Below are 25,299 nucleotides of genomic sequence, written 5' to 3'. Positions count from 1 at the left end.
AGTTCAGAAGATGTCCGGGCACCACGGGCGCCTGGGTGTACGGAACAGCGAGTCGGCGGCAGCGGCCGCGCCCGCCCGCTCCTGAGTCACCCGCCCCGCCCCGGCCAGCCGCACCGCGGACTCGTCACCGAGCCACAGCGTCCCCAACTCACCGACACCGAGGGACAGTTCGGCCGGGTCCGCGGTCGGCGCACAGACCGCCCCGTCCGGTGTCGCGTCCAGCCGGTAGCGGCCGGCAGCGAAACCCGCGGGGTCGGCGATCTCAAGCACCAGAGACCCCGACGTCCCGTACGTACGCGATTCCAGCGCCCGTACGACATCCAGGATCCGCACCCACAGCCAGTCCGTCTGCCTGCTGAGGCGGGCGGCGCGCGGGTCGGGCAGGAACAGCGGGAGCAGGTCGTCGGGGGCCCGGTTGTCGGTCTTGACCGTGGTGACCCAGTCGATCGAGCAGAGGTAGCGCCACAGGGCGCGCTCGGCGTCGGGCGTGGTGGCGATCAGGCTCAGCACGGTCAGGGTGTTCTCGGGCTGACTCGAGTCGCTCCACTTCTCGTCCGTCTTGTACGCGACGAGGCCTTCGACCTCGCCGGACGGTGCACGGTAGAGCGCGTAGAAGGGCTCGGTCCACGGGTTCTCGGGGGTGATCAGCTGCCCGGTGTTCTGCAGCCACCAGCGCTCGTCGCGGTCGACGACACCCTGCGTGCGGGCCCGCAGCCGATCGTGCAGTGCGGGACCTTCCTTGCGTACGTCGCCGCCGTCCACGAGGTCGATACGGGCGCCCTTCGCCGGGCCCGCCCAGCGGGGGTCGAGGCCGGACCGCGCCACGTCGATCGTCCACTCGGTGGCGACCGTGGCGGGCCCGAAGCCGTAGCGCCCGTAGATCGGGTACTCGGCGGAGATGAGCGTGGCGACGACGTCACCGCGCTCCTTCGCCGCGGCGAGGTCGGCGGACATCATGCGGTTGAGGAGGCCGCGGCGGCGGTGCGTCGGGGAGACGGTTACGTTCGAGACGGCGTCGGCAGGGACGGGGGTGCCGCCGGGCGCGGTGAGCTGCTGCGCGAACGACCTGAAGGTCGCGACGATGCGGTCGCCGTCGAAGGCACCGAGCGTGCGCGCGTAGTCGATGCTCGCCCTGCGGTTGGCGACCACCTCGTCGGAGACCTTCGCCAAGGGGTGGAGGAAGCCGGCGTTGCAGGCGCGGATCCACTCCGGGAGCTCGTCATCTGCGATGGGCCTGACGGTGATGTCGTCGCTCATGGAGTCACGCTAGGCCGGGGGCCGTCTGGGTCGCATCCGGTTTCTTCTTCGGCCGCGGGTCCGTCGTGGCTGGTCGCGCAGTTCCCCGCGCCCCTTCGGAGCGCTGGCGAACTCAGAACGCCGCCCGGATCTCCCCCACCTCGACGGCCCCGCCAAGCAGCGGCACCCGCCCCACCCGGGCGAGCACATCCGCCTCCACCCCGGCCAGGCTCAGCGCCCTCGCCAGCACAGGACCCAGCGCCCGCAGTCCGCCGTCGTCCACCTTGAAGGCGAGCGCGCGGCCGTCCGGCAGGGCGAGGGCCTGGACCGCCTCGGCGCCCATCTTGGAGAGGGTGCCCGGCAGCTCCCGCATGAGCCAGGTGTCGGGGCGGCGCGTCCCTGCGACGTACTCGGGATGGGCCCGCATCGCGTCCGCGACCCGGCGCTCGGCGCTGCCCTCGGGGGCCAGGACGAAGTGGCGGAAGGCGCGGGCGAGGCCGGTGAGGGATATCGCCATCAGGGGCGCCCCGCAGCCGTCCGTGCCGACGGCGGCTACCTGCTCCCCCGCCGCCTCCTCGACGACCGTCAGGATCAGCCGCTGGAGCGGGTGCTCCGGGTCGAGGTACGCATCGGCGTCCCAGCCGTTCAGCTCGCAGACCGCCAGCATCGCCGCGTGCTTGCCCGAGCAGTTCATCGTGACCCGGTCACGAACGGCACCCGCTGCCAGATATGTCTCGGCCTCGACCTGGTCGAGCGGCAGATCCGGCGGGCACTGCAGGTCCGCGGCCGTCAGACCGTGCTCCGCCAGCATCTTCTGGACGAGATCCCGGTGGAATCCCTCACCGGAGTGGCTGGCCGCGGCCAGCGCGAGGCGCTCGCCGGAGAGGTCGAGCCCCGCCCGCAGAATCGCCGCGGCCTGCATCGGCTTGTTCGCCGAACGCGGGAAGACCGGCGCCGTCACGTCCCCCATCGCCAGTTCCACGCCGCCGTCGGCCGCGAGCAGCACCAGGCTCCCCCTGTGACGGCCCTCGACGAAGCCGGATCGTACGACCTCGGCGAGGACCGGAGGTATGAGGGGGGCAGCGGTGGAGGTCATGTTTCGGCCTTCCGGGGCGGAGGTGGCGTGACGGCCGCCCGCGGAAGCCGGGATCACCGGGTCACGAGAGCAGATCGTCTACTTGTGCTTCGCCTTCACGGTACCTGCGGGCGATCTCCGCGCTGCAATCGTCCGCCGTGTGCTGCAGCTCCTGGCGGCGGCGGGAAACCTGCTGTTCGTAGCGGACCAGGCGCCCCATGGCGGTGTGCAGCTCGTCGTCCGTACGGGCCTCCAGGTCGGAGAGCTCGACCTCGGCGAGCATCTCCGTGGCAAGGAGGCCGTACTCCGCGCTGTGCGGGGTGCCGAGCGTCACATGGCGGGCCGACGAGCGGTGCCGGGCCGGGGCGTCCCGCAGGATCTCGTGCAGCCGGTCGACGACAGGACCGATCTGCCGCTGCGGGTCCGGCACCCGCGGGTCCCCGCGCCGGGCCGCCTCCGCCCGCAGGATGTCGATCCGTCCCTGCAGCAGACGTCGTACGTAACTGAGATCCGCCTCGTTCCGCTGTGCGTCACGGCGCAGCTCGCGCAGTTCGCGCAGGAGCAGCGCGGACAGATCGCGCTCCACCGGATCGGGCAGCACCGGGCTGCCCGTGCGCTGCGTGGGCGGCCGCGGCACGTTCGTACGTCGTGCGGCGCTCATGCGGGTCAGCGACACAGGTCCGGGCGGCTGTCCCGTACTTGGTGTGCTCATGTGTCTCTACCGTCCCCTCGACCGGCGCGGTACACCGCGTGTGAGCATCGTGCCACCCCGGGTGGCCGCTATGTGAGCGAGTGCCCCCAATCGGCCCCAGATGGGGGGTTCAGGTGCACCCTTGGAGCGAGGCCTCGCCGCCGTACGGGGCACGGGGACGGCACGGCATGATGGTCCGTATGCGTGCTGTGGTGCAGAGGGTGGACGGGGCGAGCGTCGTCGTCGAGGGCGAGACCGTCGGCGAGATCAAGGGCGAGGGGCTCTGTGTCCTCGTGGGGGTCACCCACGAGGACACCAAGGAGAAGGCGGCCCAACTGGCCCGCAAACTCTGGTCCGTTCGGATGCTGAACGACGAGAAGTCCTGCTCGGACATCGACGCGCCGCTGCTCGTCATCAGCCAGTTCACGCTGTACGGCGATGCGCGCAAGGGCCGCAGGCCCACCTGGAACGCGGCGGCACCCGGCGATGTCGCCGAGCCCCTGGTCGACGAGGTCGTCGCCCAGCTGCGGGCGCTGGGCGCGACGGTGGCGACGGGACGCTTCGGCGCCCAGATGCGGGTCTCGCTGACGAACGACGGCCCCTTCACGGTCCTGCTGGAGATGTGAGCCCGGGGCCGATTGCCTACGGCTCGACCACGACCTCCTGCGCCGCGGCCGTCGTGCCCGCGACCAGCTCCGCGTCCACCGGTACGTTCCGCTTGATGAGCCCGAGCGCGATCGGGCCCAGCTCGTGGTGGCGTACGGCCGTCGTGATGAAGCCCAGCTTGCGGCCCTCATCGCCCTCGGACGCGAGGCGCAGCTCCGTGCCGGCCACCGGCAGATGCACCTCGCTGCCGTCCAGGTGCAGGAAGACCAGGCGGCGCGGCGGCTTGCCCAGGTTCTGGACGCGGGCGACCGTCTCCTGGCCGCGGTAGCAGCCCTTCTGCAGATGGACCGCGGAGCCGATCCAGCCCAGCTCGTGCGGGATCGTGCGGTGGTCGGTCTCGAAGCCGAGCCGCGGCCGGTGCGCCTCCACGCGCAGCGCCTCGTAGGCCAGGATGCCGATCGCCGGGCCGTTCTCATCGGCGTACGACTCAAGGGACGTACGCGGCAGGAACAGGTCCCTGCCGTGCGGCATCTCGCGTACGACGACGCCGTCCGGGACCGGCGCGATCGAACCGGCCGGCAGGTGCACGACCGCGAACTCGTCGGTGCGGTCGGCGACTTCGACCCGGTTGTAGAACTTCATGCTCTCCAGGTACGCGACCAGCGCGTCCTGCGTGCCGGGCTCGACGTGCGCCCACACCGTCTCGCCGTCGTCGACGAGGGCGAGGTGGTGCTCGATGTGGCCGTTCGCGGAGAGGATCAGCGCCTCGGTGGCCGTTCCGGCGGGCAGCTCGCTCACATGCTGGGTGAGCAGCAGGTGCAGCCAGCTCAGCCGGTCGGGTCCGGAGACGGTGACGACGCCGCGGTGCGAGAGGTCCACGAGACCGGTGCCGTCGGCGAGGGCGCGCTGCTCACGGAACAGATCGCCGTAGTGGGCGGCGACGCCTTCGTCCACGCCCTCGGCGGGGACGGCGCCGGGCAGGGACAGGAGGGGGCTCTTCATGTTCACCAACACTACGACCCGGTAGGCCGCGCGCTTATTCCTTGGTCTGTCCCTTGGCCGAACAGTTCTCGCAGCGCCCGAAGATCGCGAAGTGCTTGAGATCCGTGTCGAAGCCGAAGGTGTCCCGCAGTTTCGCGGTGAACTCCGCCGTGACGGAGACATCGGCCTCGATGACGTTCGTGCAGTCCCGGCAGACCAGGTGGATGTGGTGGTGGCGGTCCGCCAGGTGGTACGTCGGCGCCCCGTGCCCCAGGTGCGCGTGGCTGACCAGGCCGAGCTCCTCCAGGAGCTCCAGGGTCCGGTACACCGTGGAAATGTTGATCCCCGACGCCGTCTTCCGCACTTCGCCGAGGATGTCGTCGGGGGTCGCGTGCTCAAGGGTGTCGACGGCTTCGAGGACAAGCTGGCGCTGCGGAGTCAGCCGGTAGCCGCGCTGCCGCAGATCGCTCTTCCAGTCGGTGCTCACCACACCTCGGAGTGTAGGCCTACTTGAAGAAGGCGATGCCGTCGTCCGGCAGATCACCCAGGCCGCGGGCCATCTCGGCGACCTCCTCGGGCGAGACGACCTTCTTCAGCTGCGCCGACATGTACGGCCGCAGCGGAACCTCGGGGGTCTGCTTCTCGCCGACCCACATCAGGTCGCTCTTCACATAGCCGTAGAGCCGCTTGCCACCGGTGTACGGGCCGGACGACGCGGTGCGTGCGACGGCGTCCGTGACCAGGTCGATCTGCGGCTTCTGGTCGGCGAGCTCGCCGTACCAGATCTCCACGACGCCGCTGTCGCGGACCATCACGACCTCGACCTTGCGGTCCTTGTCGATGCGCCAGTAGCCCGTCTCGGACTCCAGCGGCTTGACCTTGTTGCCCTCGGCGTCGAGGACCCAGGTGTTCGAGCGGTACTCGATGAAGTCGCGCCCGTCATGGCTGAAGGAGACTTCCTGACCGAAGTTCGCCTTCTCGGCGCCGGGGAAGTCGGTGACGCCCGCGCCGGCCCAGTTGCCGAGGAGCCAGACGAGGGGAACGAGGTCGGGGTGCAGGTCGGACGGAATCTCGATCATGGGAGGCTCAGGCGTTCTCTAGACGGCGTACGGGTGGAGAAAGGCGTACGGGCTCAGCGCTGACCCTGGTACAGCTTCTTCAAGGTGAGACCGGCGAAGGCGATCACGCCGACGCAGACCAGAACCAGCAGGGCGGAGAAGAAGGCCTCAAGCACGGGGTGCTCCTCGGTGAGCTATGGGGGCAGGTATCAGAGCCGCTCCCACTCTAGTAGGGAGCGGCCGGACTCTCCCGGCGAGGTGGCCTTACGATGCGGCCATGGCGAAGAAGCTCGTGATCAAGGTGACCGCGGGGGCCGATGCCCCCGAGCGCTGCTCGCAGGCGTTCACGGTGGCGGCCGTGGCCGTGGCCAGCGGGGTGGAGGTCTCGCTCTGGCTGACCGGCGAGTCGTCCTGGTTCGCGCTGCCGGGCCGCGCCGCGGAGTTCGAGCTTCCGCATGCGGCGCCGCTGCCGGACCTGATCGCGTCGATCCTCGCCGCCGGGCAGATCACGCTCTGCACGCAGTGCGCCGCCCGCCGCGAGATCACGGAGAAGGACGTACTCGAAGGAGTGCGGATCGCGGGCGCGCAGGTCTTCGTCCAGGAGGCCATGACGGACGGCACGCAGGCCCTCGTCTACTGAGCAACCCAGTCGTACGCTGGGCTTATGTACGCGCGACGCCGCCATGTGTACTTCACCATGATGGGGACGTGCATCGCCCTGTTCGTCCTGGCATGGGGCGTCGTGCGGCTCTGGTCGATTCCCGTGGCCGTCGGCATGTGCGTCGTGGCGATGGTGATCCCGCCGGTGGCAGCGATGGTGGCGAACCGGCGCGGGCCCGAAGACCGCTGGTGGGACGACCCTTCGGGGGACCCGAAGTCCGACGAGTGGTGGGACGAACTGGACGGCAAGCGCCGGCGGCAGCCGTAGCCGGGCCGCCCCCGTCGTAGCCGAAGGGCCGCACCCCGTTCCAGTGGCGTCCAACCCCTGGGGTGCGGCCCTTCAGCCGTCAGTGATCCGCTGTCGTCAGACGGCGATGGCGACCTCGGCGAGGCCGCCCGTCTGGGCGACGACCGTGCGGTCGGCCGTGCCGCCAGGGATGAGGGCGCGCAGCGTCCACGTGCCCTCGGCCGCGTAGAAGCGGAACTGGCCGGTCGCCGAGGTGGGGACCTCGGCCGTGAACTCACCGGTCGAGTCGAGCAGGCGGACGTAGCCGCTGACGGGCTCGCCGTCGCGGGTCACCTGGCCCTGGATGGTGGTCTCGCCGGGCTTGATCGTCGAGGCGTCGGGGCCGCCTGCCTTCGCTCCACACATATGCGTTGTCCTAACTGCTCACTACTGCTGGCTGCGGTTCGGGAGGGTTACTTGTTGGCGCCGAGCTCGATCGGGACGCCGACGAGGGAGCCGTACTCGGTCCACGAGCCGTCGTAGTTCTTGACGTTCTCGACGCCGAGGAGCTCGTGCAGCACGAACCAGGTGAGCGCCGAGCGCTCACCGATGCGGCAGTACGCGATGGTGTCCTTGGCCAGGTCGACCTGCTCGTCGGCGTAGAGCTCCTTGAGCTCGTCGTCCGACTTGAAGGTGCCGTCGTCCTTGGCGTTCTTCGACCACGGGATGTTGCGCGCGGACGGGACGTGGCCCGGACGCTGCGACTGCTCCTGCGGAAGGTGCGCCGGGGCGAGCAGCTTGCCGCTGAACTCGTCGGGCGAACGGACGTCGACCAGGTTCTGCGAGCCGATGGCCTTCACGACGTCGTCGCGGAAGGCTCGGATCGAGGTGTCCTGGGGCTTGGCCTTGTACGAGGTGGCCGCGAGCTGCGGCACCTGGTCGCCGTCGACCAGGTCGCGGGAGTCGAGCTCCCACTTCTTGCGGCCGCCGTCGAGGAGCTTCACGTCCTGGTGGCCGTAGAGCTTGAAGTACCAGAAGGCGTAGGACGCGAACCAGTTGTTGTTGCCGCCGTAGAGGACGACGGTCGTGTCGTTCGCGATGCCCTTGGCCGAGAGGAGCTTCTCGAAGCCCTCCTGGTCGACGAAGTCGCGGCGGACCGGGTCCTGGAGGTCGGTGGTCCAGTCGATGCGGACCGCGTTCTTGATGTGGTTCTTGTCGTACGCGGAGGTGTCTTCGTCGACCTCGACGATGACAACCTTCGGGTCGTCGATGTGGGCCTCGACCCAGTCGGCGTCTACCAGGACGTCGCTGCGGCTCATGCTTCTTCTCCTCCGGGGCAGTTGCGGCGGGGCTGCGGTGCTGTGCGAGGGGGATGCCGGGTACGGGTGGTGATCACGCGGTGGCGCGGCGTACACGGCACGGGGTGGCCCTGACGGGGGTCAACGGGCCTGGGGGACACGGGAGTCGGAGCTCCCGCTCAGAAGGTGCGACAGAGCATGGCGGCGACGCGGCACAGGTCTACTGCCCGCCGCTTCGTGAGGTCCGCCTGTCGTTGCATGTGTCCGATCGTAGGGACGCAGGGGCGGCCGTGTCACCGGCGTGTCGGATGATGAGACGCGATCATCCGCATACTGGGATTCGTTGAACGCGAAAGCCGCCCGCGCGGGGGCGGGGGCGGTGTTCACCCCCGCCGCATCCATCGCGCGGACGGCTCTGTCTCGTACTGCGGGATCACGGGTGGGTGGGCGGGAAGAATCCGCCGCGAAGCGGCGGTCCAGTCCGGCCCGGCCGAGTCGCACCGGCCCAGCCGCGCCCCGGCCGGGGCAGCCTCATCCGGCCAGCTTCACATCCGTACCCTTGACGGCGATATTGACGCCGTCCGCCGCGGCCTTCACCTCGTCGATCTTGATGCCGCCCGGCAGCCCGCCGACCTTCTCCTCGAAGTCGGTGACATCACGGACGAGCCCCTCGGGGAGCGGAATGGTCACACCCATGACCTCGAGGTTCTTCGGGATCTCGTCGGCGTGCACCTTGATGGTGTCGTCCTCGACCCGGACCGAGCTCAGCACGTGCACCGGCTTCGGCAGCTTCACGCCGCCCTTGCTCACCTCGACCTCGACCTTGATCTTGCCGTCGCCGCCGTCGGAGAGGCCGACCACCTTGCCGGTGGCGCCGAGCGGCAGCTTGACCGGCTCGCCCTGGGACTCCTTGAGCAGCTCGTCGTAGGAGATACGGGCCGTTCCGGTGGCCTTCTCCGCGGTCGCGGAGCTGTAGTCGCCGGAGAACTCGACGCCCTGCATCCGGGCGTTCAGATCGGCGATGCGGATCTTGTCGGAGCCGGAGGTGGCGTCGTAGTCCTTGATGCCGATCTCGACGTCGTCGAGCGTGCCGCCGACGACCTGGGTCAGGAAGGGGAAGCCCTTGATCGAGACGTCCGGCGTCTCGCTGAGTCCCTCGCTGGTACGCAGCTTGTCCGCGACCTCGTCCTCGGCGAATCCCACCGCGAGACGGTCGGCGCCCACGAACAGGCCGCCCAGGATCACGACGACGATCAGAAGTATTCGCACTGCGCGCTTGCTCATGTCCGGTGTTCCCCCACCTTGTCCCCCGGGTCAACTGTCGTTGCCGCGAGCCTAAAGGACAGGTCCCCGGCCGGGGCGCCCGGCCGGGGACCTGTCGATCAGCTGTGACGATCAGTTGTACGCCGATTCAGCCGATGACACGGCCGAGTACGTAGACGGCCGGGGCTGCGGCCGCGAGGGGCAGGGCGACGCCCGCCGTCATGTGCACGAAGCGGGAGGGGTAGTCGTAGCCGGCCACCCGGTGGCCGATCAGCGCGCAGACACCGGCGCCGAGGCCGAGCAGGGCGCCCTTGCTGCCGTAGTCGGTCATGCCGCCGACGGCGACGCCCGCCCCGGCGGCGGCGAGCAGCGCGACGACCACGGAGGCGGCCGTCGGCAGCGGAAGGGCGCGGGCCAGGACGGCCACGGCCACGGCGATGGCACCCACCGTCACGGCGTCGTCCGCCGCCGCGAGGTGCCCGGCAGCGACGATCGCGAGCGCGGCGGAGGCGACGGTGGCCATGAGCCCGTACATCCGCTCATCGGCGGAGGCACGGCTGCGCAGCTGCAGCACGAGCACCAGCAGCACCCAGACGCCCAGGGTGCCCAGGATCGCGGCGGGCGCGTTCTCCTTGCCGGTGGCGAGCAGCGCGATGTCGGCGACGACACCACCGAGGAAGGCGAGCGCGATGCCCTGCCGGGCGGGCCACATCCCGTTCAGCCGGAACCACCCGGCGGCGGTGACGGCCTGCAGGATGACCAGCGGTACGAGGAGGGCGTACTGCCCGATGGCGGCACCACCGGCGAGCAGCAGCCCGAGAACGGCGGTGATCCCCGCGGGCTGAATCCCGGGCTCAATGATCGGCGACCGCCCTTCGGCACGGGCACGCTGGGCGTCGGTGACACGGGGGTTGCCGGTGGTGGTGGCGGGGCCGTAGGAGTTCGATCCGGCTGCCTCGTCCATGGGCAGGCGTCCCGCAGGGCGGGACGGGTGGGCATGGCCTTCACTGCCGGGTTCCGAATAAGCAGGCGGAGGGGTGTCGTACGCCGAAGCCTCCGGGGGCAAGGCCTGCCCGTACCCCTGCGGAGGCAGATACGCGGTGTCCGTCACGTCCGCCACAGGCGAAGGCTGGATCTGCGTGTCCCAGGTCTGCCCTTCCCACTGCTGGGTGTAGGCGTCCTGGGCGTACCCCTGCTGGGGGTACTGCTGCTGTTCCGGGGGGTACTGCTGCTCAGGGGGATACCCCTGCTGCTGATAGGGGTCGTACCCCTCGTACCCCTCGTACCCCTGATACGGCTGATCGCTCATGGCGCGCCTCACCCTCCTGCGAACGGCGGGAGCACCTCGACCGTGCCGCCCTCGGCCAGCCGTACCGTCTCATGCCCACGGGTCCCCACGGGGTCACCGTCGACGAGGAACGAGCATCGCTGCAGCACACGGACGAGCTCCCCGGGGTGCCGCTCCCGCGCCGCGTCCAGCGCCTCGGCGAGCGTCCCGGCCGCGTACGGCTCCTCGGCGATCCCCGCGGCCGCCTTGGCCGCGGCCCAGTAACGAATGGTGCCGTTCACCATGCGGCTCTCCTCTCGGTCGGTCAGTCGGCGGTTGCCGACGTCCATGATGCCGTGGCCCACTCGGCGATCCGACCGAGGAGCGCGTCGTCCGCCGCGTGCTCGGCGTGCCCCATCCCCGCCTCCAGCCACAGTTCCGCCCCGCCCTCCGCGGCAGCGGCCAGCATCCGCGGGTGGTCGACGGGGAAGTACGGGTCCCGGTCCCCGTGCACGATGAGCAGCGGCGTCGGCACGATCCGCGGGACCGACTCGACCGGCGAGAGCGGGACCGGGTCCCACTCGTCCGGGTGGATACGGGTCCGCAGGCCGAGGCGCCCCACGGTCCGCCCCACCGGCCGCGTCACCAGCCAGTGCAGCCGCCGCATCGGCGCTGTCCCCCGGTAGTACCAGCGAGCCGGCGCGCTCACGGCGATCACCGCGTCAACCCGCGCTTCCGTGCGCCCCCCGTGCGCGGAACCGCTGAGCGCCGCGTGCCGCAGGACCACCGAGCCGCCCATCGAGAAGCCCACGGTCACCACCCGCGCATGCCCGAGCGACCGCGCCCACTCCACGGCGGCCGCCAGATCGAGCACCTCGCGGTCGCCGACCGTGGAGAGCCCGCCGGACGCCCCGTGCCCCCGGAAGGAGAAGGTGATCACGGCCGCACGCTGCGCGAAGACGCCCGCCGCGCGGCGCACGTGGGGCCGCTCCAGGTCGCCGGTGAAGCCGTGCGCGAGCACGATCGCGAGGTCGCACGCCGGGTCGGATCCGGGGTCGTACGCGGCGTCGATGTCGACCCCGTCCCGTGTACGGAGCGTTGCGCGCCGTTGAACGCGGGAGGGAGTGCGAGTGATCGGCGGCACAGAAGATCCCGCCGCTTGGCCTGCCGGACCGGAAGTCATGTGGGCTATTCTCCTTGGCAGAGGATCCGGGCAGCGAAGCCCCCGGGTCCTTTCGTGCTTTCTGAGGCCTTGTATACGAACGAGCGAATCGGTCGTTACGAATCCTGAGGAACCGCACGTGGGAAGCCCAGGGCGCGGGCTCCCCGCCGCAGGAATCAGTACGAAGCAGTGCCGTAAACGTCCTCGCAGGGACCGAGGAGGAACCGACGTTATGGGCGAGCGAACCGTGCACGACCGTAAGACGACCCAGGCAGGTGGGCGGCGATGAGTTCTCTGCTGCTCCTCACCAATGCCCTTCAGCCGTCGACGGAGGTGCTTCCCGCCCTCGGCCTGCTGCTGCACAACGTGCGGGTGGCCCCCGCCGAAGGCCCGGCCCTCGTCGACACCCCTGGTGCCGACGTCATCCTGATCGACGGCCGCCGTGACCTCCCGCAGGTCCGCAGCCTCTGCCAGCTCCTCCGCTCCACGGGACCGGGCTGTCCGCTCGTCCTCGTCGTGACGGAGGGCGGCCTCGCGGCCGTCACCGCCGACTGGGGCATCGACGACGTACTTCTCGACACGGCAGGTCCGGCCGAGGTCGAGGCGCGCCTCCGCCTCGCGATGGGCCGCCAGCAGATCGTGGCCGACGACTCCCCCATGGAGATCCGCAACGGCGATCTCTCCGTGGACGAGGCGACGTACAGCGCAAAGCTGAAGGGCCGGGTCCTGGACCTGACCTTCAAGGAGTTCGAGCTGCTCAAGTACCTGGCGCAGCACCCGGGCCGCGTCTTCACGCGCGCCCAGCTCCTCCAGGAGGTCTGGGGCTACGACTACTTCGGCGGCACGCGGACGGTCGACGTACACGTACGGCGGCTGCGCGCGAAGCTCGGCGTAGAGCACGAGTCGCTCATCGGGACCGTCCGAAATGTCGGCTACCGCTTCGTCACGCCCGAGAAGGTCGAACGTGCGGCCGACGAGGAGAAGGCGAAGGCGGCGAGGCCGCGGGCGGAGGGCGAGCGCGAGGAGGCCGCGGGGAACGCGGCACCCGCCGCGGCGCCCGCACCCGTGTCTCCGCCGAAGGAAGCTGCCGTACGCCCTGCCCAGCGGTAGTTCCATCCGCGTAGACTCCGCGCGTGGCCAAGGTGACTCGGGATGACGTGGCGCGACTTGCGGGTACTTCCACCGCCGTCGTCAGCTACGTGATCAACAACGGACCCCGGCCGGTTGCCCCGGCCACGCGCGAGCGTGTACTCGCCGCGATCAAAGAGCTGGGGTACCGGCCGGACCGGGTCGCCCAGGCCATGGCGTCGCGGCGGACCGACCTCATAGGCATGATCGTGCCCGACGCCAGGCAGCCGTTCTTCGCGGAGATGACGCACGCGGTGGAGCAGGCGGCGTCCGAGCGCGGAAAAATGGTGCTCGTCGGCAACACGGACTACGTGGACGAGCGCGAGGCCACCTATCTGCGGGCCTTCCTCGGCATGCGCGTCTCGGGTCTCATCCTCGTCAGCCACGGTCTGACGGATCAGGCCGCCGCCGAGATCGACGCGTGGGACGCGCGGGTCGTGCTCCTTCACGAGCGGCCCGAGGCGATCGACGACGTGGCGGTCGTGACGGACGACGTGGGCGGCGCACAGCTCGCCACCCGGCATCTGCTTGAGCACGGCCACGAGTACGTCGCCTGTGTCGGCGGCACGGCCGAGACCCCGACCGTCGGCGACCCCGTCTCCGACCACGTCGAGGGCTGGCGGCGGGCCATGCGGGAGGCCGGGCTTTCGGTGGAGGGGCGGCTTTTCGAGGCGCCGTACAACCGGTACGACGCGTATCAGATGGCGCTGGGGCTGCTGGCGGGACCCGATCGCCCGACCGCGATCTTCTGCTCGACGGACGACCAGGCGATCGGTGTGCTGCGGGCGGCGCGGGAGCTGCGGATCGACGTGCCCGGGGAGCTGGCGGTCGCCGGCTTCGACGACGTGAAGGAGGCGGGTCTGACGGACCCGCCGCTGACGACGGTGGCATCGGACCGCCCCGCGATGGCCCGCGCGGCGGTGGACCTGGTCCTGGACGACGGCCTGCGGGTGGCGGGATCCCGCCGGGAACGCCTGAAGCTGTTCCCCTCACGGCTGGTGATCCGCCAGTCCTGCGGCTGCAACTGACGCCTGGCTGATCCACTCAGCCGGTAGCTGCGGGGTAATCGGGTGGGTGGGCGGGAAAGATCCGCCGCGAAGCGGCGGTCTTGTACGTCCCCGGGTCTTTATAAGGGGCATACGCGGTTTTACCGGGGTTCTCAGGGCGTACTCAGCCTCCTCTCATGAACGCCCCGCAGCCTTGATCCCATGACTCAGCAGCCGCAGGCCGCGTACCCGCCCCCGCCCCCTTACGCACCGGAAGAGCCCCCGAAGCCCCCGCGCCGGCGGGCGAAGGGCCCCCTCGCGCTTCTCGCCGCCGTGGCCATCGCGGCAGCGGCCATCGGCGGCGGCACCGCCTACGCGTTCCAGGAGCTGACCGGCGGCGACAGCTCGTCGAGCAGCAGCACCGCCACCAGCACGGACGTCGTGCCCACCAGCCAGAAGGGCACCGTCTCCGGCGTGGCCGAGGCCGTCAGCCCCAGCATCGTCGAGATCAGCGCCAAGTCCGGTGCGGGCTCCGCCACCGGCTCCGGCGTGATCATCACGGACGACGGCGAGATCATCACCAACAACCACGTGATCGCCGGCGCCTCGTCGGTCAAGGTCACGACGGACGACGGCAAGTCGTACACCGCCAAGGTCGTCGGCACCGACAGCAAGAAGGACCTCGCGCTGATCAAGCTGGAGGGCGCCTCCGGGCTCAAGGCCGCGAGCCTCGGTGACTCGGACAACGTCAAGATCGGCCAGGACGTCGTGGCGATCGGCTCCCCCGAGGGCCTGACCGGCACCGTCACCAGCGGCATCATCTCCGCCCTCGACCGCGACGTCACCGTGTCGACGGACGAGGGACAGCAGCAGCCGGGCGGCGGCGAAGGCGGCTGGCCGTTCGAGTACGGCGGGGAGCAGTTCAACGGCGACACCGGCTCGTCGAAGACCACGTACAAGGCCCTGCAGACCGACGCCTCGCTCAACCCCGGCAACTCCGGCGGCGCCCTCATCGACATGAACGGCAACATCATCGGCATCAACTCCGCGATGTACTCGCCCAGTTCGGCCCAGAGCGGCAGCGGCGACTCCGGCTCGGGCAGTGTCGGCCTCGGCTTCGCCATCCCGGTCAACACGGTCAAGGCCGACCTCGACACGCTGCGGGCCGGCTCCACCGACTGACCCCGCACACCCCTTCGTACGACCCCAGGAGGCCCCCCATGACCGCCACCCGCACCCGCACCGGCACCGTCATCACCGTCAACCGCGCCCGGCACGCGCTCGCCGTCAGCATCGGCTGGGGGCGGCCCGACACCGATCCGGCGGGCCTCGGCCTCCCGCTGACGGTCGCGCGGGAGCTGCACGGCGCGACCGCGAAGGAACGCGCCCCCGAAGTGGCGGCACCCCCGCGCACCGCCGCACGCCGCAAGCCCCGCGCCCGCGTGCGAGGCTGATGAAGGACCCGTCCGAGACCCACGCACCCGAGGAACCGACACCGATGAGCCCCGCCGAAGGCGAACAGCAGCAGCGCATCCTGATCGTCGACGACGAGCCCGCCGTGCGGGAGGCGCTGCGGCGCAGTCTCGCCTTCGAGGGGTACGGCACCGAGGTCGCCGTCGACGGCGCCGACGCCCTGGAGAAGGCCGCCGCCTACCGCCCCGACCTCGTCGTACTGGACATCCAGATGCCCCGCATGGACGGCCTCACGGCGGCGCGCAGGCTCCGCGCCACCGGGTCGACCACGCCCATCCTGATGCTGACCGCGCGCGACACCGTCGGCGACCGCGTCACCGGGCTCGACGCGGGCGCCGACGACTACCTGGTCAAGCCGTTCGAGCTCGACGAACTCTTCGCCCGCATCCGGGCGCTCCTTCGCCGCAGCTCGTACGCGGCCGCGTCCGGGCAGGCCGAGGAGGGCGACACCCTCGCCTTCGCCGATCTGCGGATGGACCTGGCGACGCGCGAGGTGACACGGGGCGCGCGGACGGTCGAGCTGACCCGCACCGAGTTCACCCTCCTCGAGATGTTCCTGGCGCACCCGCGCCAGGTCCTCACGCGCGAGCAGATCCTCAAGGCCGTCTGGGGCTTCGACTTCGAGCCGTCGTCCAACTCCCTTGATGTGTACGTGATGTATCTGCGCCGCAAGACGGAGTCGGGCGGCGAGCCGCGGCTCGTGCACACGGTGCGGGGCGTGGGGTACGTACTGCGGGCGGGCGAGTGAAAGGGCTCGTCCGGCGGTACCGGGCCATGCCGTTGCGCTCGCGCCTGGCGATGCTGGTGGCCACGGCCGTCGCCGTCGCGGTCGCCGCGGCCGCGGTGGTGTGCTGGTTCGTGGTGCGCAACGCGCTGATCAACTCGCTGGACGACGCGCTGAGTTCCAGCCGGGTGCCGGAGGATCTCGTCCTCAGCCTGATCGACCAGGACGGCCAGTGCCGCCACGCCTCGATCGTCACCAACCGGGAGAACAATCCGAACCCGTTCAAGTCGACCGTCCAGGTCGTCGACCGCAAGGGCAACAGCTGCGTCATCTCGGGGCAGCAGTCCGTCGAGGTCGCCTCGGCGGACATCGCCGTCGCCAAGCACGAGTCCCCCCAGTCGGTGCACACCACCACCGCGTCGAACGGCGCGAAGTACCGGGTGCTCACCTACCCCCTGGAGAAGCAGCCGCTCGCCGTCACCATCGCCCGCCCCCTCAGCGAAGTCGACGACACCCTGGACAACCTGATCCTCGTGCTCGCCTTCGTCGCCGGAATCGGCGTCATCGGCGCCGGCGCCGCGGGCCTGTGGGTGGCCCGCACCGGCCTGCGCCCCGTCGACGAGCTCACCATGGCCGTCGAGCACGTCGCCCGCACCGAGGACCTGAACCTCCGCATCCCCGTCGACGGCGACGACGAGATCGCCCGGCTCTCGGAGTCGTTCAACTCCATGACCGCGTCCCTCGCCTCCTCGCGCGACCTGCAGCAGCAGCTCATCGCCGACGCGGGGCACGAGCTGCGCACCCCCCTCACCTCGCTCCGTACGAACATCGAGCTGCTCGCCCGCAGCGAGGAGACCGGACGGGCCATTCCGCCCGACGACCGCAAGGCGCTGCTCGCATCCGTCACGGCGCAGATGACCGAACTCGCCGCGCTGATCGGGGACTTGCAGGAGCTGTCGCGGACGGACGCGGGGCCCGGCGGCGGCAAGGTCCAGGTGGTCGCGCTGCACGACATCGTGGAGGCGGCCCTGGAGCGGGCACGTCTGCGCGGACCCGAGCTGACGTTCACCGCGGACCTCTCGCCCTGGTTCGTGCGTGCGGAGCCGGCGGCGCTCGAGCGGGCCATCGTGAACATCCTGGACAACGCGGTGAAGTTCGGGCCGCCCGGCTCGACGGTCGAGGTGGCCCTGCATACCGGCACGCTGACCGTCCGCGACCACGGCCCCGGCATCCCGGCCGACGAGCTCCCCCACGTCTTCGACCGCTTCTGGCGCTCCCCCTCGGCCCGCAGCCTCCCCGGCTCCGGCCTCGGCCTGTCCATCGTGGCCCGCACGGTGCACCAGTCCGGCGGCGAGGTGGAACTGCGGCCCGCGTCGGGCGGCGGCACCGTGGCGACGGTGCGCCTCCCAGGGGCGGCTGCCCCGCCGCCGAAAACGCCTGATCAGGCCGGTGTTTAACCCGGCAGCTCCGTGCGCTCCCACCATTCGTAGACGGGCAGGCGGCCTGCGGCGGTGTCCGCGTGGCGTGCGGTGGCCCGGAAATGCTCGTATCCGCCACGGAACGGGATCTTGAGCTCGCTTCCGGGTGGGGTGACGTCGACGATCCGCTCAGGCAGATCGTCGGGGCCGCCCTCAAGGAACGCTTTCGGTGCATTGGTCATGCTGAGAGTTTCCCCCTGGAGAGCGGTCCTGCTCCCCCGTGACGCGCCGAAGGCCCGGCGCCCCTCACTTGCCGATGCCGAGCCCCGCCCCGATCAGCTGCACCCTGATCCCGTCCTTCTGCACGCTGACGTCCTGCAGCCATACGTTGCCCGACCCGGGCAGCTTCGGAAGGCGGAAGGCGAGCGTCAGGCGGTCGGCGAGTACGGGGCGGGTGAGCTCGGAGAGGCCCTTGAGGAGGGCGGGGTCCAGACCCAGCTTCTTCAGGAGCTCGGGGTGGCCCATCGCGGCGTCGATGAGGTTGATGCCCATCACGTCGTTGACGAAGCGCGGGGAGCCGACCAGCTCGTTCAGCTTGGCGTCGCTCTGCAGGGCGCCGCTCACCACGGAGTCGGGGACGCCGAGCCGGTCGACGATCGACGGGACGGAGAGCAGCGCCTTCGCCTTGGCGGTCTCCTTGGTGAGCTTGTCCGCCGTGGCCTTGCTGAGGTGCAGGCCCTCGGATTCGCGGGTGCCGGGCCGGTAGGTCGCCAGGTCGCCGATCTGCAGGCTCATCCGGCCGATGTCGGTGGAGATGCCGCGGTCGCCGTTGCGCTGGATGCGGGCGTCGGCGCGCACCTTCAGGTCGTGCCCGGCGACGGGCAGCGTGCCGCGGGCGAGCACCTGGTCGCGGCCGTGGCCGCTGAACGTGACCTGGGACGCGCCCAGTTCGCGGTTGAGGTCCTCGAAGGAGAGCAGCACCTCGCCGTGCATCTCCCGGATGAGGGCGCCCTTGATGTCGGTGGGTCCGTCGCCGGTTATCTGTACGTCGGTGGCGGTTGCGGAGACCTGGGCGAGCGAGATCCGGTCGGCGGCGACGTCGGGGACGGTGACCTTGACCTTGTCCACCCGCTGGTCGAGCACCTGGGTGAGGAAGGGGAAGCCCTCGATGTCGACTTCGGGAGCGGCGCTCAGGTGCATGGACTCCTTGAGCTTCTCGGCGGCCTCGTGCTCGGCGTAGAGCACGGCCCAGCGGTCACCGAGCGCGAGGAAGGCGGTGGCGACGAGGAGGGCGACGACGGCCTTCCCGGCGAGCGGAAGCCCGGCGAAGCGGTTGCGGCGGCGGCTGCGGCGGCGGTGGTTCGGGGGCTGCCAGGGGGCGTCGTCCTCGTCCGTGCCGTCGGCCTCTTCGTGGAGGAACTCCTCCAGGGGGTTCGGCGACGCGAGGGCGCCCAGCTCGTCGTACGGGTTGAGCGGAGCGGTCGTTTCCGCGGGCGACTCGCCTGCTGCTGAGGCTGCTGAGGCTGCTGATGCCGATGCGTCTGGTGCTTCGGGGGGAACCGATTCGGCGTGCCAACCATCAGACGGGTAGGCCTGGTTGTGATCGGGCGGAAGCGTGGCCACGCGGTGGGGGGAACGCATCAGCTGATTTCACCATACGTTCACACCCCACCCCAAGCCTCACTTACGGTAAGTACCGTTTTCGGACACTTACTGAGTGCGCTTGTTAACGCGCTATTCACTTCACGACGGTGATCCTGTCCGCCTTGGGCGGCGTGATCGGCTTGTCCGCCGAGGAGTTGGCGGTCAGGTACTCGTTGAACGCCTTCAGGTCATCGCCGCCGACCAGCGGCTTCGCACCCTTGCCGAGCTCGGGGAAGCCGTCGCCGCCGCCCGCGAGGAATGAGTTCATCGCCACACGGTAGGTGGCGGCCGGATCTATCGCCTTGCCGCCCAGCTTGATGGAGTCGGTGACGACGCGGTCGGCGCCGGTCTTGGTCATGTCGAGGGTGTACGTCAGCCCGTCCGAGATCTGCAGGATCTTCGGGGACGCCTCGTTGGGCCCGCTCACCTGCTGCTTGAGGCCGGTGATGAGCTGCGCGCCGGTGAGGTCGACGAGGTTGACCGTGTTGCTGAACGGCTGCACGGTGAAGCCCTCGCCGTACGTCACCACACCGTCGCCCTCGCTGCCGCTGGCCTTGAAGACCAGGTCGGAGCGGATGCCGCCCGGGTTCATCAGCGCCAGATCCGTCTCCGGGTCGAGCGACTTGCCGTGCGCGAGCTGCGCGTCCGCGATCAGGTCGCCGAGCGGTGCCTCGGGGGCGCCTGCGCCGCGGCCCGGGATGTCGGCGGAGATGAAGCCGACGGGCTTGTTGGCGACGGGCTCGGCCAGCTTGTTCCAGCGCCCGATGAGCGAGGTCATGTCCTTGGCCTTGGCCTGCTCACGGCTGACGACGTGGTTCGCCGACTTCGCCGACTTCACCGACGTACGGACGATGTCCTTCGTCTTCCGGTCGTACGTGAGGGTCGTGTCCGTGTAGAGCTTCCCGTAGGACGAGGCGGACGTGACCATGCGGGGCTTGCCCGCCGGGTCCGGGATGGTGCACACGTACGCGGAGTGCGTGTGGCCCGTGACCAGCGCGTCGACCTTGGGCGTGATGCCCTTGGCTATGTCGGTGATGGGTCCCGAGATGCCGTCGCCCGCGCCCGGGGAGTCACAGTCGTAGTTGTAGCTCTGCGACGCCGGGGATCCGCCCTCGTGGATCAGCGTGACGATCGACTTCACGCCCTGCTTGTCCAGCTCCTTGGCGTACTTGTTGACCGTCTTGATCTCGTCGTGGAACTTCAGCCCCTTGACGCCGTCGGCGGAGACGATGTCGGGCGTGCCCTCCAGGGTCACACCGATGAAGCCGATCTTCACGCCCTTGTGCTTCCACACCCAGTAGGGCTTGAGGATGGGCTTGTCCGTCTTCTCGTCGGTCACATTGGCCGCGAGATAGGGGTAGTCGGCCCCCTTGAACTCCTTGCCCTCCTCGAAGCAGCCGTCCTTGGGGTGACAGCCGCCCTTCTGCATACGGGCCAGCTCCTTGGCCCCCTCGTCGAACTCGTGGTTCCCGACGCTGGTGACGTCGAGGTCCAGCTTGTTCATGGCCTCGATGGTCGGCTCGTCGTGGAACAGGCCGGAGAGCAGCGGGCTCGCGCCGATGAGGTCACCGGCCGCCGCGGTCACGCTGTAGGGCTTGTCCTTGCGGGCCGTACGGAGCGACGTGGCGAGGTACTCGGCGCCGCCCGCGTCGATCTTCTTCTCGGTCCCGTCGGGCTGCTTCTCCGTCACCTGGCCCGAGGAACCGGCCGGCGGCTGCAGATTGCCGTGGAAGTCGTTGAAGGACAGCAGCTGCACATCGACCGTGCGCTTCTTGGCGGCGGCGCCCGCTGCGTCCTGTCCGCCGGACTGCCCCGCGTTCGCGGGCAGCGCGGCCGCCATCGCGCCGAGCGTGGCGATACCGGCGGCGACGGCGAGCAGACGAGTGGCCCGGCGTCTGGTTCTGCGCGGCTGTGGTGTGGCTGACACGTGTCCCCCTGGGATGGGTGTGAGGCGGCTGGAGGCGGTGAGACTCCGTGCGCAGCCTAGGGTCAACGCGCGTAGCGCGACAGGGGGTTGCCGGTTACGGGCCGGTTGCCATCAACGGCGTTACGGGCGCTTGGGACAAAGCGCCCGTGGGGCCGGTGCGGCATCACATACGTCCGGTGAACTGCTCCGGGACCGGCCGCCGCCGTACCCTCGACACCATGACTGACGAGCAGCAGCCTCCCGCCCCCATGCGGCAGATCGACACCGTCGACGCCCTCACCCCCGCCCAGGCCGAAGCCGTGCTCGGGCTCATCGCGGACGCCGCCCGCGCGGACGGCCAGCAGGCCGTCTCCGAGCAGGGGCGGCTGCAGCTACGGGGAGGTGCGCGGGCGGGGGTGCGGCATCTGCTGCTGAGCGTCGACGGCGAGTTCATCGGGTACGCGCAGCTGGAGGACACCGACCCCATCGAGGCGCCCGCCGCCGAACTGGTCGTGCACCCCGCGCACCGCGGCCGGGGGCACGGCCGCGCGCTCGGCACGGCGCTGCTCGGCGAGTCCGGCCGCCGGCTGCGGATCTGGGCGCACGGCGGGCACTCCGCCGCGCGGCACCTGGCGCAGGTGCTCGGCCTGACCCTCTTCCGTGAACTGCGGCAGATGCGGCGGACCTTGGGGGATCTCGATCTGCCCGATCCGGTCCTTCCGGAAGGGGTCTTTGTACGTACCTTCGTCCCCGGCCAGGACGACGCGGCCTGGCTCGCGGTGAACGCGGACGCCTTCGCCCACCACCCCGAGCAGGGCTCGCTCACCCAGCGCGACCTGGACGACCGCAAGGCGGAGCCGTGGTTCGACCCGGCGGGGTTCTTCCTCGCCGAACGCGAGAGCGACGGCGAGCTCGTCGGCTTCCACTGGACCAAGGTGCACGCCGACGAGCAGCTGGGTGAGGTGTACGTCGTCGGGGTGCGCTCGGGCGCGCAGGGCGGCGGCCTCGGCAAGGCGCTGACGACGATCGGCCTCAACCACCTCGCGGCGTCCGGGCTTCCGACGGCGATGCTGTACGTGGACGCGGACAACAAGGCCGCGGTGAGCGTCTACGAACGGCTCGGGTTCGTCACGCACGAGACGGATCTGATGTACCGGACGGAGTCCTGAGGGACGTAGAAACACGGGAAGGGCGCGGTGTTCTCACGGGGAACACCGCGCCCTTCGCGCGTCCTGGACATCCCGCTACTTCGGCGTGATGGGCTCCATGCACAGGGAGTACTGCACGCGGCCGCGCCGGGTCTGCTGGTACTCGGACTCGCCCGGAGCGCACTCGGACTCGTTCATGCTCGTGACCTTGTATTCGGCCTCGGCGCTGGAGCAGTCGACGGTCTCCATGTCGGGGCTGCTGTTCGACCCCTTGTTCTGCATGCAGTCGCCGACCTCGGTGGCGTCGTCCGCGACCGCGGGCTCGCTGGCGGAGCTGCCCGGCTTATTGCTCGCGGGGCTCGTGGTGTTGCCCCGGCTCGTGTACCACCAGACACCCGCGATGACGCCCGCGATGAGCAGCGTCACCACCTTCATCAGGGGTGACTGCCGGTTGAACGAACCGCCGCCACCGCCACCGCGGGGACGCTGCGGCTGGGGCTGCTGGGGCTGGAACTGCTGCTGCCCGTACGGCTGTTGGGGCTGCTGACCGTACGGGGGCTGCTGCCCCTGGTACGGCGGCTGGCCCTGGTATGGCTGCTGCTGGTAGCCGCCCTGAGGCGGCGGAGGCATCGACAAGGTAAGTCCCCCGACTTCCCATACATGTTCACGTCATTCGGAGCGGCAGACGTTACAAGATCGAGCGCCTATTGACGGAACGCACCCCCTTGCACCACCCTTTCACTACTCAACTAGTGAAAGGGTGGTGCAAGGCATGGTCGAGTTCCGTATCGACCGGCGAAGCGGCGTCGCCACCTATCTCCAGATCGTCCAGCAGACCCGACAGGCCCTGCGCCTTGGCCTGTTGGAGCCCGGGGACAAGCTGCCCACGGCCCGTGAGGTCGTCGAGGCCACGGCCATCAACCCGAACACGGTCCTGAAGGCCTACCGCGAACTGGAACGCGAGGGCCTGGTCGAGGCTCGCCGCGGACTCGGCACCTTCGTACGGAAGTCGCTGGGCTCCGCGCCCGCCGACTCCCCGCTGCGCGGCGAGCTCGACGCATGGGCCGCCGCCGCTCGCGCCGCGGGCATGGAGAGGGACGACGTCGCCGCGCTGTTCACCGCCGTACTCGAAGAGCACTTCACGCAGCCGGAGCAGTCCGGGCAGCCCGGGCAGCCCGGGCAGCCCGGGCAGCCCGGGCAGTCAGAGCAGCCCGGGCAGTCAGAGCAGTCCGAGCACATATCCGAGGGGGACCCCGCATGACCGACACCGCCATCGAGGCGGCCGCGCTGGCCAAGAGTTACGGGAGGCGGGGCAAGACCGCCCTGGGCGGCTGCTCCTTCCGGCTGCCCGCCGGACGCGTGTGCGCGCTCGTCGGGCCCAACGGCGCGGGCAAGTCGACGCTGCTCGCCCTCGCCGCCGGGCTCTTGCGCCCGACCAGGGGCAGCATCACCGTCCTCGGCACCGATCCGGCCGCCGCCCGCGAGCGCATCGCGTACGTCGCCCAGGACAAGCCCCTGTATCCGCAGCTCAGCATCGCCGACACCCTGCACCTCGGCGCCGAGCTGAACCCCGGGTGCTGGGACGCCGCCATCGCCGAACGCGTCGTATCCGAAGGGGAGTTGGACCCGAGGACCCGTGTCCGTTCTCTCTCCGGCGGCCAGCGCACCCGCGTCGCACTCGCCCTCGCGCTCGGCAAGCGGGCCGAACTGCTGCTCCTGGACGAGCCGATGGCCGACCTCGACCCGCTCGCCCGCCACCAGCTGATGGGGACGCTGATGGCCGAGGCCGCCGAACACGGCACCACCGTCGTGATGTCCTCGCACATCGTCGGCGAACTCGCCGACGCCTGCGACCACTTGCTCCTCGTGTCCGGCGGGCAGGTGCGGCTCGGTGGCGGCATCGACGACCTCGTCACCGCACACGCCCTGGTCACCGGGCGCGGCCCGCTCGCCGAACTCGCCCCGCACACCGTCGTCGAGTCCCGCGCCACCGGCCGCGGCCTGACCGCGCTGATCCGGCCCGAAGGACCGGTCGGCGACGCCTGGGACGTCGAAGAGCCCTCCCTGGAGGAACTGTTGCTCGCCCATCTGCGCTCCCCCGACGCCGAGCCACTGCTGCTGCCGGGCACCACGGCCCCCGCCGGGCGCGAGGTGGCGGCATGAGCTCTCCCCTGCTCCGCGGCCCTCGCTGGGCCGACCTGCGGCTGCACCGCACCGCCCTGTGGACGGCGGGCGGCCTCATCGTCTTCGCGGCCGCGCTGACCGGCTACTTCCGGTGGGCCGCCGAGACCTACCCGGAGGCGCTCGACGGCTGCGGGATCGGTCCCTGCGAGAACACGTTCCTCGGCTTCGCCAGCGCCCAGGACCTCCTGAACGAGTACATGAGCAATGCCTCCGTGGCCTTCCTGCTCCTTCCCCTGATGATCGGCGCCTTCGTCGCGGGCCCGATGACCGGCCGCGAGCTGGAAGCAGGACTGCACCGGCTCGCCTGGACCCAGTCGGTCACCCCGGCGCGCTGGCTCGCCTCGAAACTCACGGTGGCCGCGACACTGGGCACCGCCGGGACGCTCGCCCTCATGGGGGTCTTCCAGCTGGGCGCCTCGGGAATCCTGGGCCGCTGGAACCTCTCCTGGAGCGACCGGGGCGTGTACGAGGCGACGGGACCCACGCTCGTCGCGTACTGCCTGCTCGCCGTGGCCGTCGGCGCGCTCACCGGACTGCTCGTGCGCCGCACGCTGCTCGCCATGTCCCTCACGGGCCTCGTCACCGGGGGCGTCCTGCTGGCGTTCGGCAGCATGCGCTGGGACCTGTTCCCGGTGAGCACGGTCTCGGGGCGCGCCTCGGGCACGCCCCTGCACTACACGATGCACGGCCTCCCGCAGAACTCCCTGATCATGGACACGGGCGTCCACAACGCGGCCGGTGAACGCTTCATCGCCGGCCAGTGCTCCCCCGGCCAGATGGCCAACTTCCCCTGCCCGTCCGACACCCGCATCACCGGCTGGTACGCGGAGTTCCATCCCCATTCCCACTTCTGGTACGTCCAGTTGGTCGAGACCGGGATCGTCCTCGCCCTCGCGGCGGCGGCCACCTACGCCGCGTTCCGCGTGCTCAGGCGCCGTACGCCCTGAAATCGGGACCCATATCGGGACCCATGAAGGACAGACCCCCGGATGTGTAGATGTCCGGGGGTCTCCGGCACATGTCCCGCACGTCATGTCGCCGTAACCAGTGATTCAGACTGGCTTGCGACCCTCACTCAATGCAGCCCGCCGTGCCCGACCCTCCCCCCATGAACGGGAAGCTCCGCCTCACCCCGGCACTCTCCGACGCGCCCATCGGGGTCCCG

General features: G+C 70.4%; 30 protein-coding genes. 13 read left to right on the top strand and 17 right to left on the bottom strand.

What is annotated here, in order from left to right; genetic code table 11:
* Window positions 1-3: 3 nt before the first annotated feature.
* From AB0G47_RS29990 to AB0G47_RS29980, 3 genes are all read right to left on the bottom strand, one after another.
* Window positions 4-1,257 carry a GNAT family N-acetyltransferase gene (locus tag AB0G47_RS29990; RefSeq protein ID WP_360776408.1) on the bottom strand — a complete coding sequence of 418 codons (1,254 nt, stop codon included), beginning with the start codon at window positions 1,255-1,257 and terminating at the stop codon, window positions 4-6.
* Between the two features lie 112 nt (window positions 1,258-1,369).
* On the bottom strand, window positions 1,370-2,332 hold the full coding sequence (locus tag AB0G47_RS29985) for an asparaginase (RefSeq protein ID WP_360776406.1): 963 nt from the start codon (window positions 2,330-2,332) through the stop codon (window positions 1,370-1,372).
* Window positions 2,333-2,393: 61 nt separating this feature from the next.
* Window positions 2,394-3,023 carry an aerial mycelium formation protein gene (locus tag AB0G47_RS29980; RefSeq protein ID WP_360776404.1) on the bottom strand — a complete coding sequence of 210 codons (630 nt, stop codon included), beginning with the start codon at window positions 3,021-3,023 and terminating at the stop codon, window positions 2,394-2,396.
* A gap of 179 nt (window positions 3,024-3,202) precedes the next feature.
* On the opposite strand from AB0G47_RS29980, the gene dtd reads away from it, so the two are divergent.
* Complete coding sequence (gene dtd, locus AB0G47_RS29975; protein WP_360776402.1) at window positions 3,203-3,628, top strand: D-aminoacyl-tRNA deacylase; 426 nt, start codon at window positions 3,203-3,205, stop codon at window positions 3,626-3,628.
* 16 nt (window positions 3,629-3,644) lie between these two features.
* On the opposite strand, the gene AB0G47_RS29970 is transcribed toward dtd, so the two are convergent.
* Genes AB0G47_RS29970 through AB0G47_RS29960 form a run of 3 tightly spaced genes read right to left on the bottom strand, consistent with a single transcriptional unit; the run spans window position 3,645 to window position 5,668 of the window.
* Window positions 3,645-4,610: a folate-binding protein gene (locus AB0G47_RS29970; RefSeq protein ID WP_360776400.1), complete on the bottom strand. Its 966-nt coding sequence runs from the start codon at window positions 4,608-4,610 to the stop codon at window positions 3,645-3,647.
* 34 nt (window positions 4,611-4,644) lie between these two features.
* Window positions 4,645-5,079: a transcriptional repressor gene (locus tag AB0G47_RS29965; protein WP_266864971.1), complete on the bottom strand. Its 435-nt coding sequence runs from the start codon at window positions 5,077-5,079 to the stop codon at window positions 4,645-4,647.
* A gap of 16 nt (window positions 5,080-5,095) precedes the next feature.
* Complete coding sequence (locus tag AB0G47_RS29960; RefSeq protein WP_360776398.1) at window positions 5,096-5,668, bottom strand: FABP family protein; 573 nt, start codon at window positions 5,666-5,668, stop codon at window positions 5,096-5,098.
* 256 nt (window positions 5,669-5,924) lie between these two features.
* Here AB0G47_RS29960 and AB0G47_RS29955 point away from each other — a divergent pair, with 256 nt between their 5' ends.
* Window positions 5,925-6,287, top strand: a complete 363-nt coding sequence (locus tag AB0G47_RS29955; protein WP_266864967.1) for a DsrE family protein — start codon at window positions 5,925-5,927, stop codon at window positions 6,285-6,287.
* A 24-nt stretch (window positions 6,288-6,311) separates the two neighbouring features.
* A complete protein-coding gene (locus tag AB0G47_RS29950) occupies window positions 6,312-6,575 on the top strand; it encodes a DUF3099 domain-containing protein (protein ID WP_360776396.1) in 264 nt (87 codons plus the stop codon).
* Between the two features lie 96 nt (window positions 6,576-6,671).
* Here AB0G47_RS29950 and AB0G47_RS29945 read toward each other — a convergent pair whose 3' ends face one another.
* The 7 genes from AB0G47_RS29945 to AB0G47_RS29915 form a co-directional block, all read right to left on the bottom strand.
* A complete protein-coding gene (locus AB0G47_RS29945) occupies window positions 6,672-6,959 on the bottom strand; it encodes a DUF1416 domain-containing protein (protein ID WP_160505842.1) in 288 nt (95 codons plus the stop codon).
* Window positions 6,960-7,006: 47 nt separating this feature from the next.
* The gene (locus AB0G47_RS29940; protein WP_360776394.1) at window positions 7,007-7,852 is read right to left on the bottom strand and encodes a sulfurtransferase; all 846 of its coding nucleotides are present in this window, start codon (window positions 7,850-7,852) and stop codon (window positions 7,007-7,009) included.
* A 158-nt stretch (window positions 7,853-8,010) separates the two neighbouring features.
* Window positions 8,011-8,091, bottom strand: coding sequence for a putative leader peptide (locus AB0G47_RS29935; protein WP_351007875.1), 81 nt, complete (start codon window positions 8,089-8,091; stop codon window positions 8,011-8,013).
* Between the two features lie 271 nt (window positions 8,092-8,362).
* Window positions 8,363-9,115, bottom strand: coding sequence for a DUF2993 domain-containing protein (locus AB0G47_RS29930; RefSeq protein WP_360776392.1), 753 nt, complete (start codon window positions 9,113-9,115; stop codon window positions 8,363-8,365).
* 127 nt (window positions 9,116-9,242) lie between these two features.
* Complete coding sequence (locus tag AB0G47_RS29925; protein ID WP_360776390.1) at window positions 9,243-10,403, bottom strand: hypothetical protein; 1,161 nt, start codon at window positions 10,401-10,403, stop codon at window positions 9,243-9,245.
* Between the two features lie 8 nt (window positions 10,404-10,411).
* The gene (locus AB0G47_RS29920) at window positions 10,412-10,666 is read right to left on the bottom strand and encodes a MoaD/ThiS family protein (protein ID WP_266864956.1); all 255 of its coding nucleotides are present in this window, start codon (window positions 10,664-10,666) and stop codon (window positions 10,412-10,414) included.
* Window positions 10,667-10,686: 20 nt separating this feature from the next.
* A complete protein-coding gene (locus AB0G47_RS29915; protein WP_360776387.1) occupies window positions 10,687-11,544 on the bottom strand; it encodes an alpha/beta fold hydrolase in 858 nt (285 codons plus the stop codon).
* A gap of 264 nt (window positions 11,545-11,808) precedes the next feature.
* On the opposite strand from AB0G47_RS29915, the gene AB0G47_RS29910 reads away from it, so the two are divergent.
* The 6 genes from AB0G47_RS29910 (at window position 11,809) to AB0G47_RS29885 (ending at window position 17,291) form a co-directional block, all read left to right on the top strand.
* Window positions 11,809-12,633, top strand: a complete 825-nt coding sequence (locus AB0G47_RS29910) for a response regulator transcription factor (protein WP_360776385.1) — start codon at window positions 11,809-11,811, stop codon at window positions 12,631-12,633.
* A 23-nt stretch (window positions 12,634-12,656) separates the two neighbouring features.
* Entirely contained in the window at window positions 12,657-13,679 is a 1,023-nt protein-coding gene (locus tag AB0G47_RS29905; protein ID WP_360776383.1) for a LacI family DNA-binding transcriptional regulator, read from the top strand.
* 180 nt (window positions 13,680-13,859) lie between these two features.
* Entirely contained in the window at window positions 13,860-14,819 is a 960-nt protein-coding gene (locus AB0G47_RS29900; RefSeq protein WP_360776381.1) for a trypsin-like peptidase domain-containing protein, read from the top strand.
* Window positions 14,820-14,857: 38 nt separating this feature from the next.
* Window positions 14,858-15,091, top strand: a complete 234-nt coding sequence (locus AB0G47_RS29895) for a hypothetical protein (RefSeq protein WP_360776379.1) — start codon at window positions 14,858-14,860, stop codon at window positions 15,089-15,091.
* Window positions 15,092-15,135: 44 nt separating this feature from the next.
* Window positions 15,136-15,858, top strand: a complete 723-nt coding sequence (locus tag AB0G47_RS29890) for a response regulator transcription factor (RefSeq protein ID WP_360776377.1) — start codon at window positions 15,136-15,138, stop codon at window positions 15,856-15,858.
* Window positions 15,855-17,291, top strand: a complete 1,437-nt coding sequence (locus AB0G47_RS29885; RefSeq protein ID WP_360776375.1) for a HAMP domain-containing sensor histidine kinase — start codon at window positions 15,855-15,857, stop codon at window positions 17,289-17,291. The genes AB0G47_RS29890 and AB0G47_RS29885 overlap by 4 nt, the downstream gene beginning before the upstream one ends.
* Here the strand turns inward: AB0G47_RS29885 and AB0G47_RS29880 are convergent.
* The 3 genes from AB0G47_RS29880 to AB0G47_RS29870 form a co-directional block, all read right to left on the bottom strand.
* Window positions 17,288-17,494, bottom strand: a complete 207-nt coding sequence (locus AB0G47_RS29880; protein WP_360776373.1) for a DUF5988 family protein — start codon at window positions 17,492-17,494, stop codon at window positions 17,288-17,290. The two genes, AB0G47_RS29885 and AB0G47_RS29880, sit on opposite strands and share 4 nt — an antisense overlap.
* A 64-nt stretch (window positions 17,495-17,558) precedes the next feature.
* Window positions 17,559-18,893, bottom strand: coding sequence for a DUF2993 domain-containing protein (locus AB0G47_RS29875; protein WP_360776371.1), 1,335 nt, complete (start codon window positions 18,891-18,893; stop codon window positions 17,559-17,561).
* Between the two features lie 97 nt (window positions 18,894-18,990).
* Entirely contained in the window at window positions 18,991-20,823 is a 1,833-nt protein-coding gene (locus AB0G47_RS29870; protein ID WP_360776369.1) for a bifunctional metallophosphatase/5'-nucleotidase, read from the bottom strand.
* 218 nt (window positions 20,824-21,041) lie between these two features.
* Between AB0G47_RS29870 and mshD the strand changes: the two genes are divergently transcribed.
* Window positions 21,042-21,971, top strand: coding sequence for a mycothiol synthase (gene mshD, locus AB0G47_RS29865; protein ID WP_360776367.1), 930 nt, complete (start codon window positions 21,042-21,044; stop codon window positions 21,969-21,971).
* A 75-nt stretch (window positions 21,972-22,046) separates the two neighbouring features.
* Here mshD and AB0G47_RS29860 read toward each other — a convergent pair whose 3' ends face one another.
* Window positions 22,047-22,580 (bottom strand): hypothetical protein, encoded by a 534-nt coding sequence (locus tag AB0G47_RS29860; protein WP_360776365.1) that lies wholly within the window; start codon window positions 22,578-22,580, stop codon window positions 22,047-22,049.
* A 142-nt stretch (window positions 22,581-22,722) separates the two neighbouring features.
* Between AB0G47_RS29860 and AB0G47_RS29855 the strand changes: the two genes are divergently transcribed.
* The 3 genes from AB0G47_RS29855 to AB0G47_RS29845 are packed head-to-tail and all read left to right on the top strand — an operon-like array spanning window position 22,723 to window position 25,081.
* Window positions 22,723-23,211, top strand: a complete 489-nt coding sequence (locus tag AB0G47_RS29855) for a GntR family transcriptional regulator (RefSeq protein ID WP_360776363.1) — start codon at window positions 22,723-22,725, stop codon at window positions 23,209-23,211.
* A complete protein-coding gene (locus AB0G47_RS29850) occupies window positions 23,208-24,113 on the top strand; it encodes an ABC transporter ATP-binding protein (RefSeq protein WP_360776361.1) in 906 nt (301 codons plus the stop codon). Before AB0G47_RS29855 ends, AB0G47_RS29850 begins: the two co-directional genes overlap by 4 nt.
* Entirely contained in the window at window positions 24,110-25,081 is a 972-nt protein-coding gene (locus tag AB0G47_RS29845) for an ABC transporter permease (protein WP_360776359.1), read from the top strand. Before AB0G47_RS29850 ends, AB0G47_RS29845 begins: the two co-directional genes overlap by 4 nt.
* Window positions 25,082-25,299: the final 218 nt, after the last annotated feature.

The organism is Streptomyces sp. NPDC021622 (assembly GCF_040640795.1).
In the GTDB taxonomy this organism is placed as follows: Bacteria; Actinomycetota; Actinomycetes; order Streptomycetales; family Streptomycetaceae; genus Streptomyces.
This window is presented reverse-complemented; position numbering and strand designations above follow the sequence as displayed.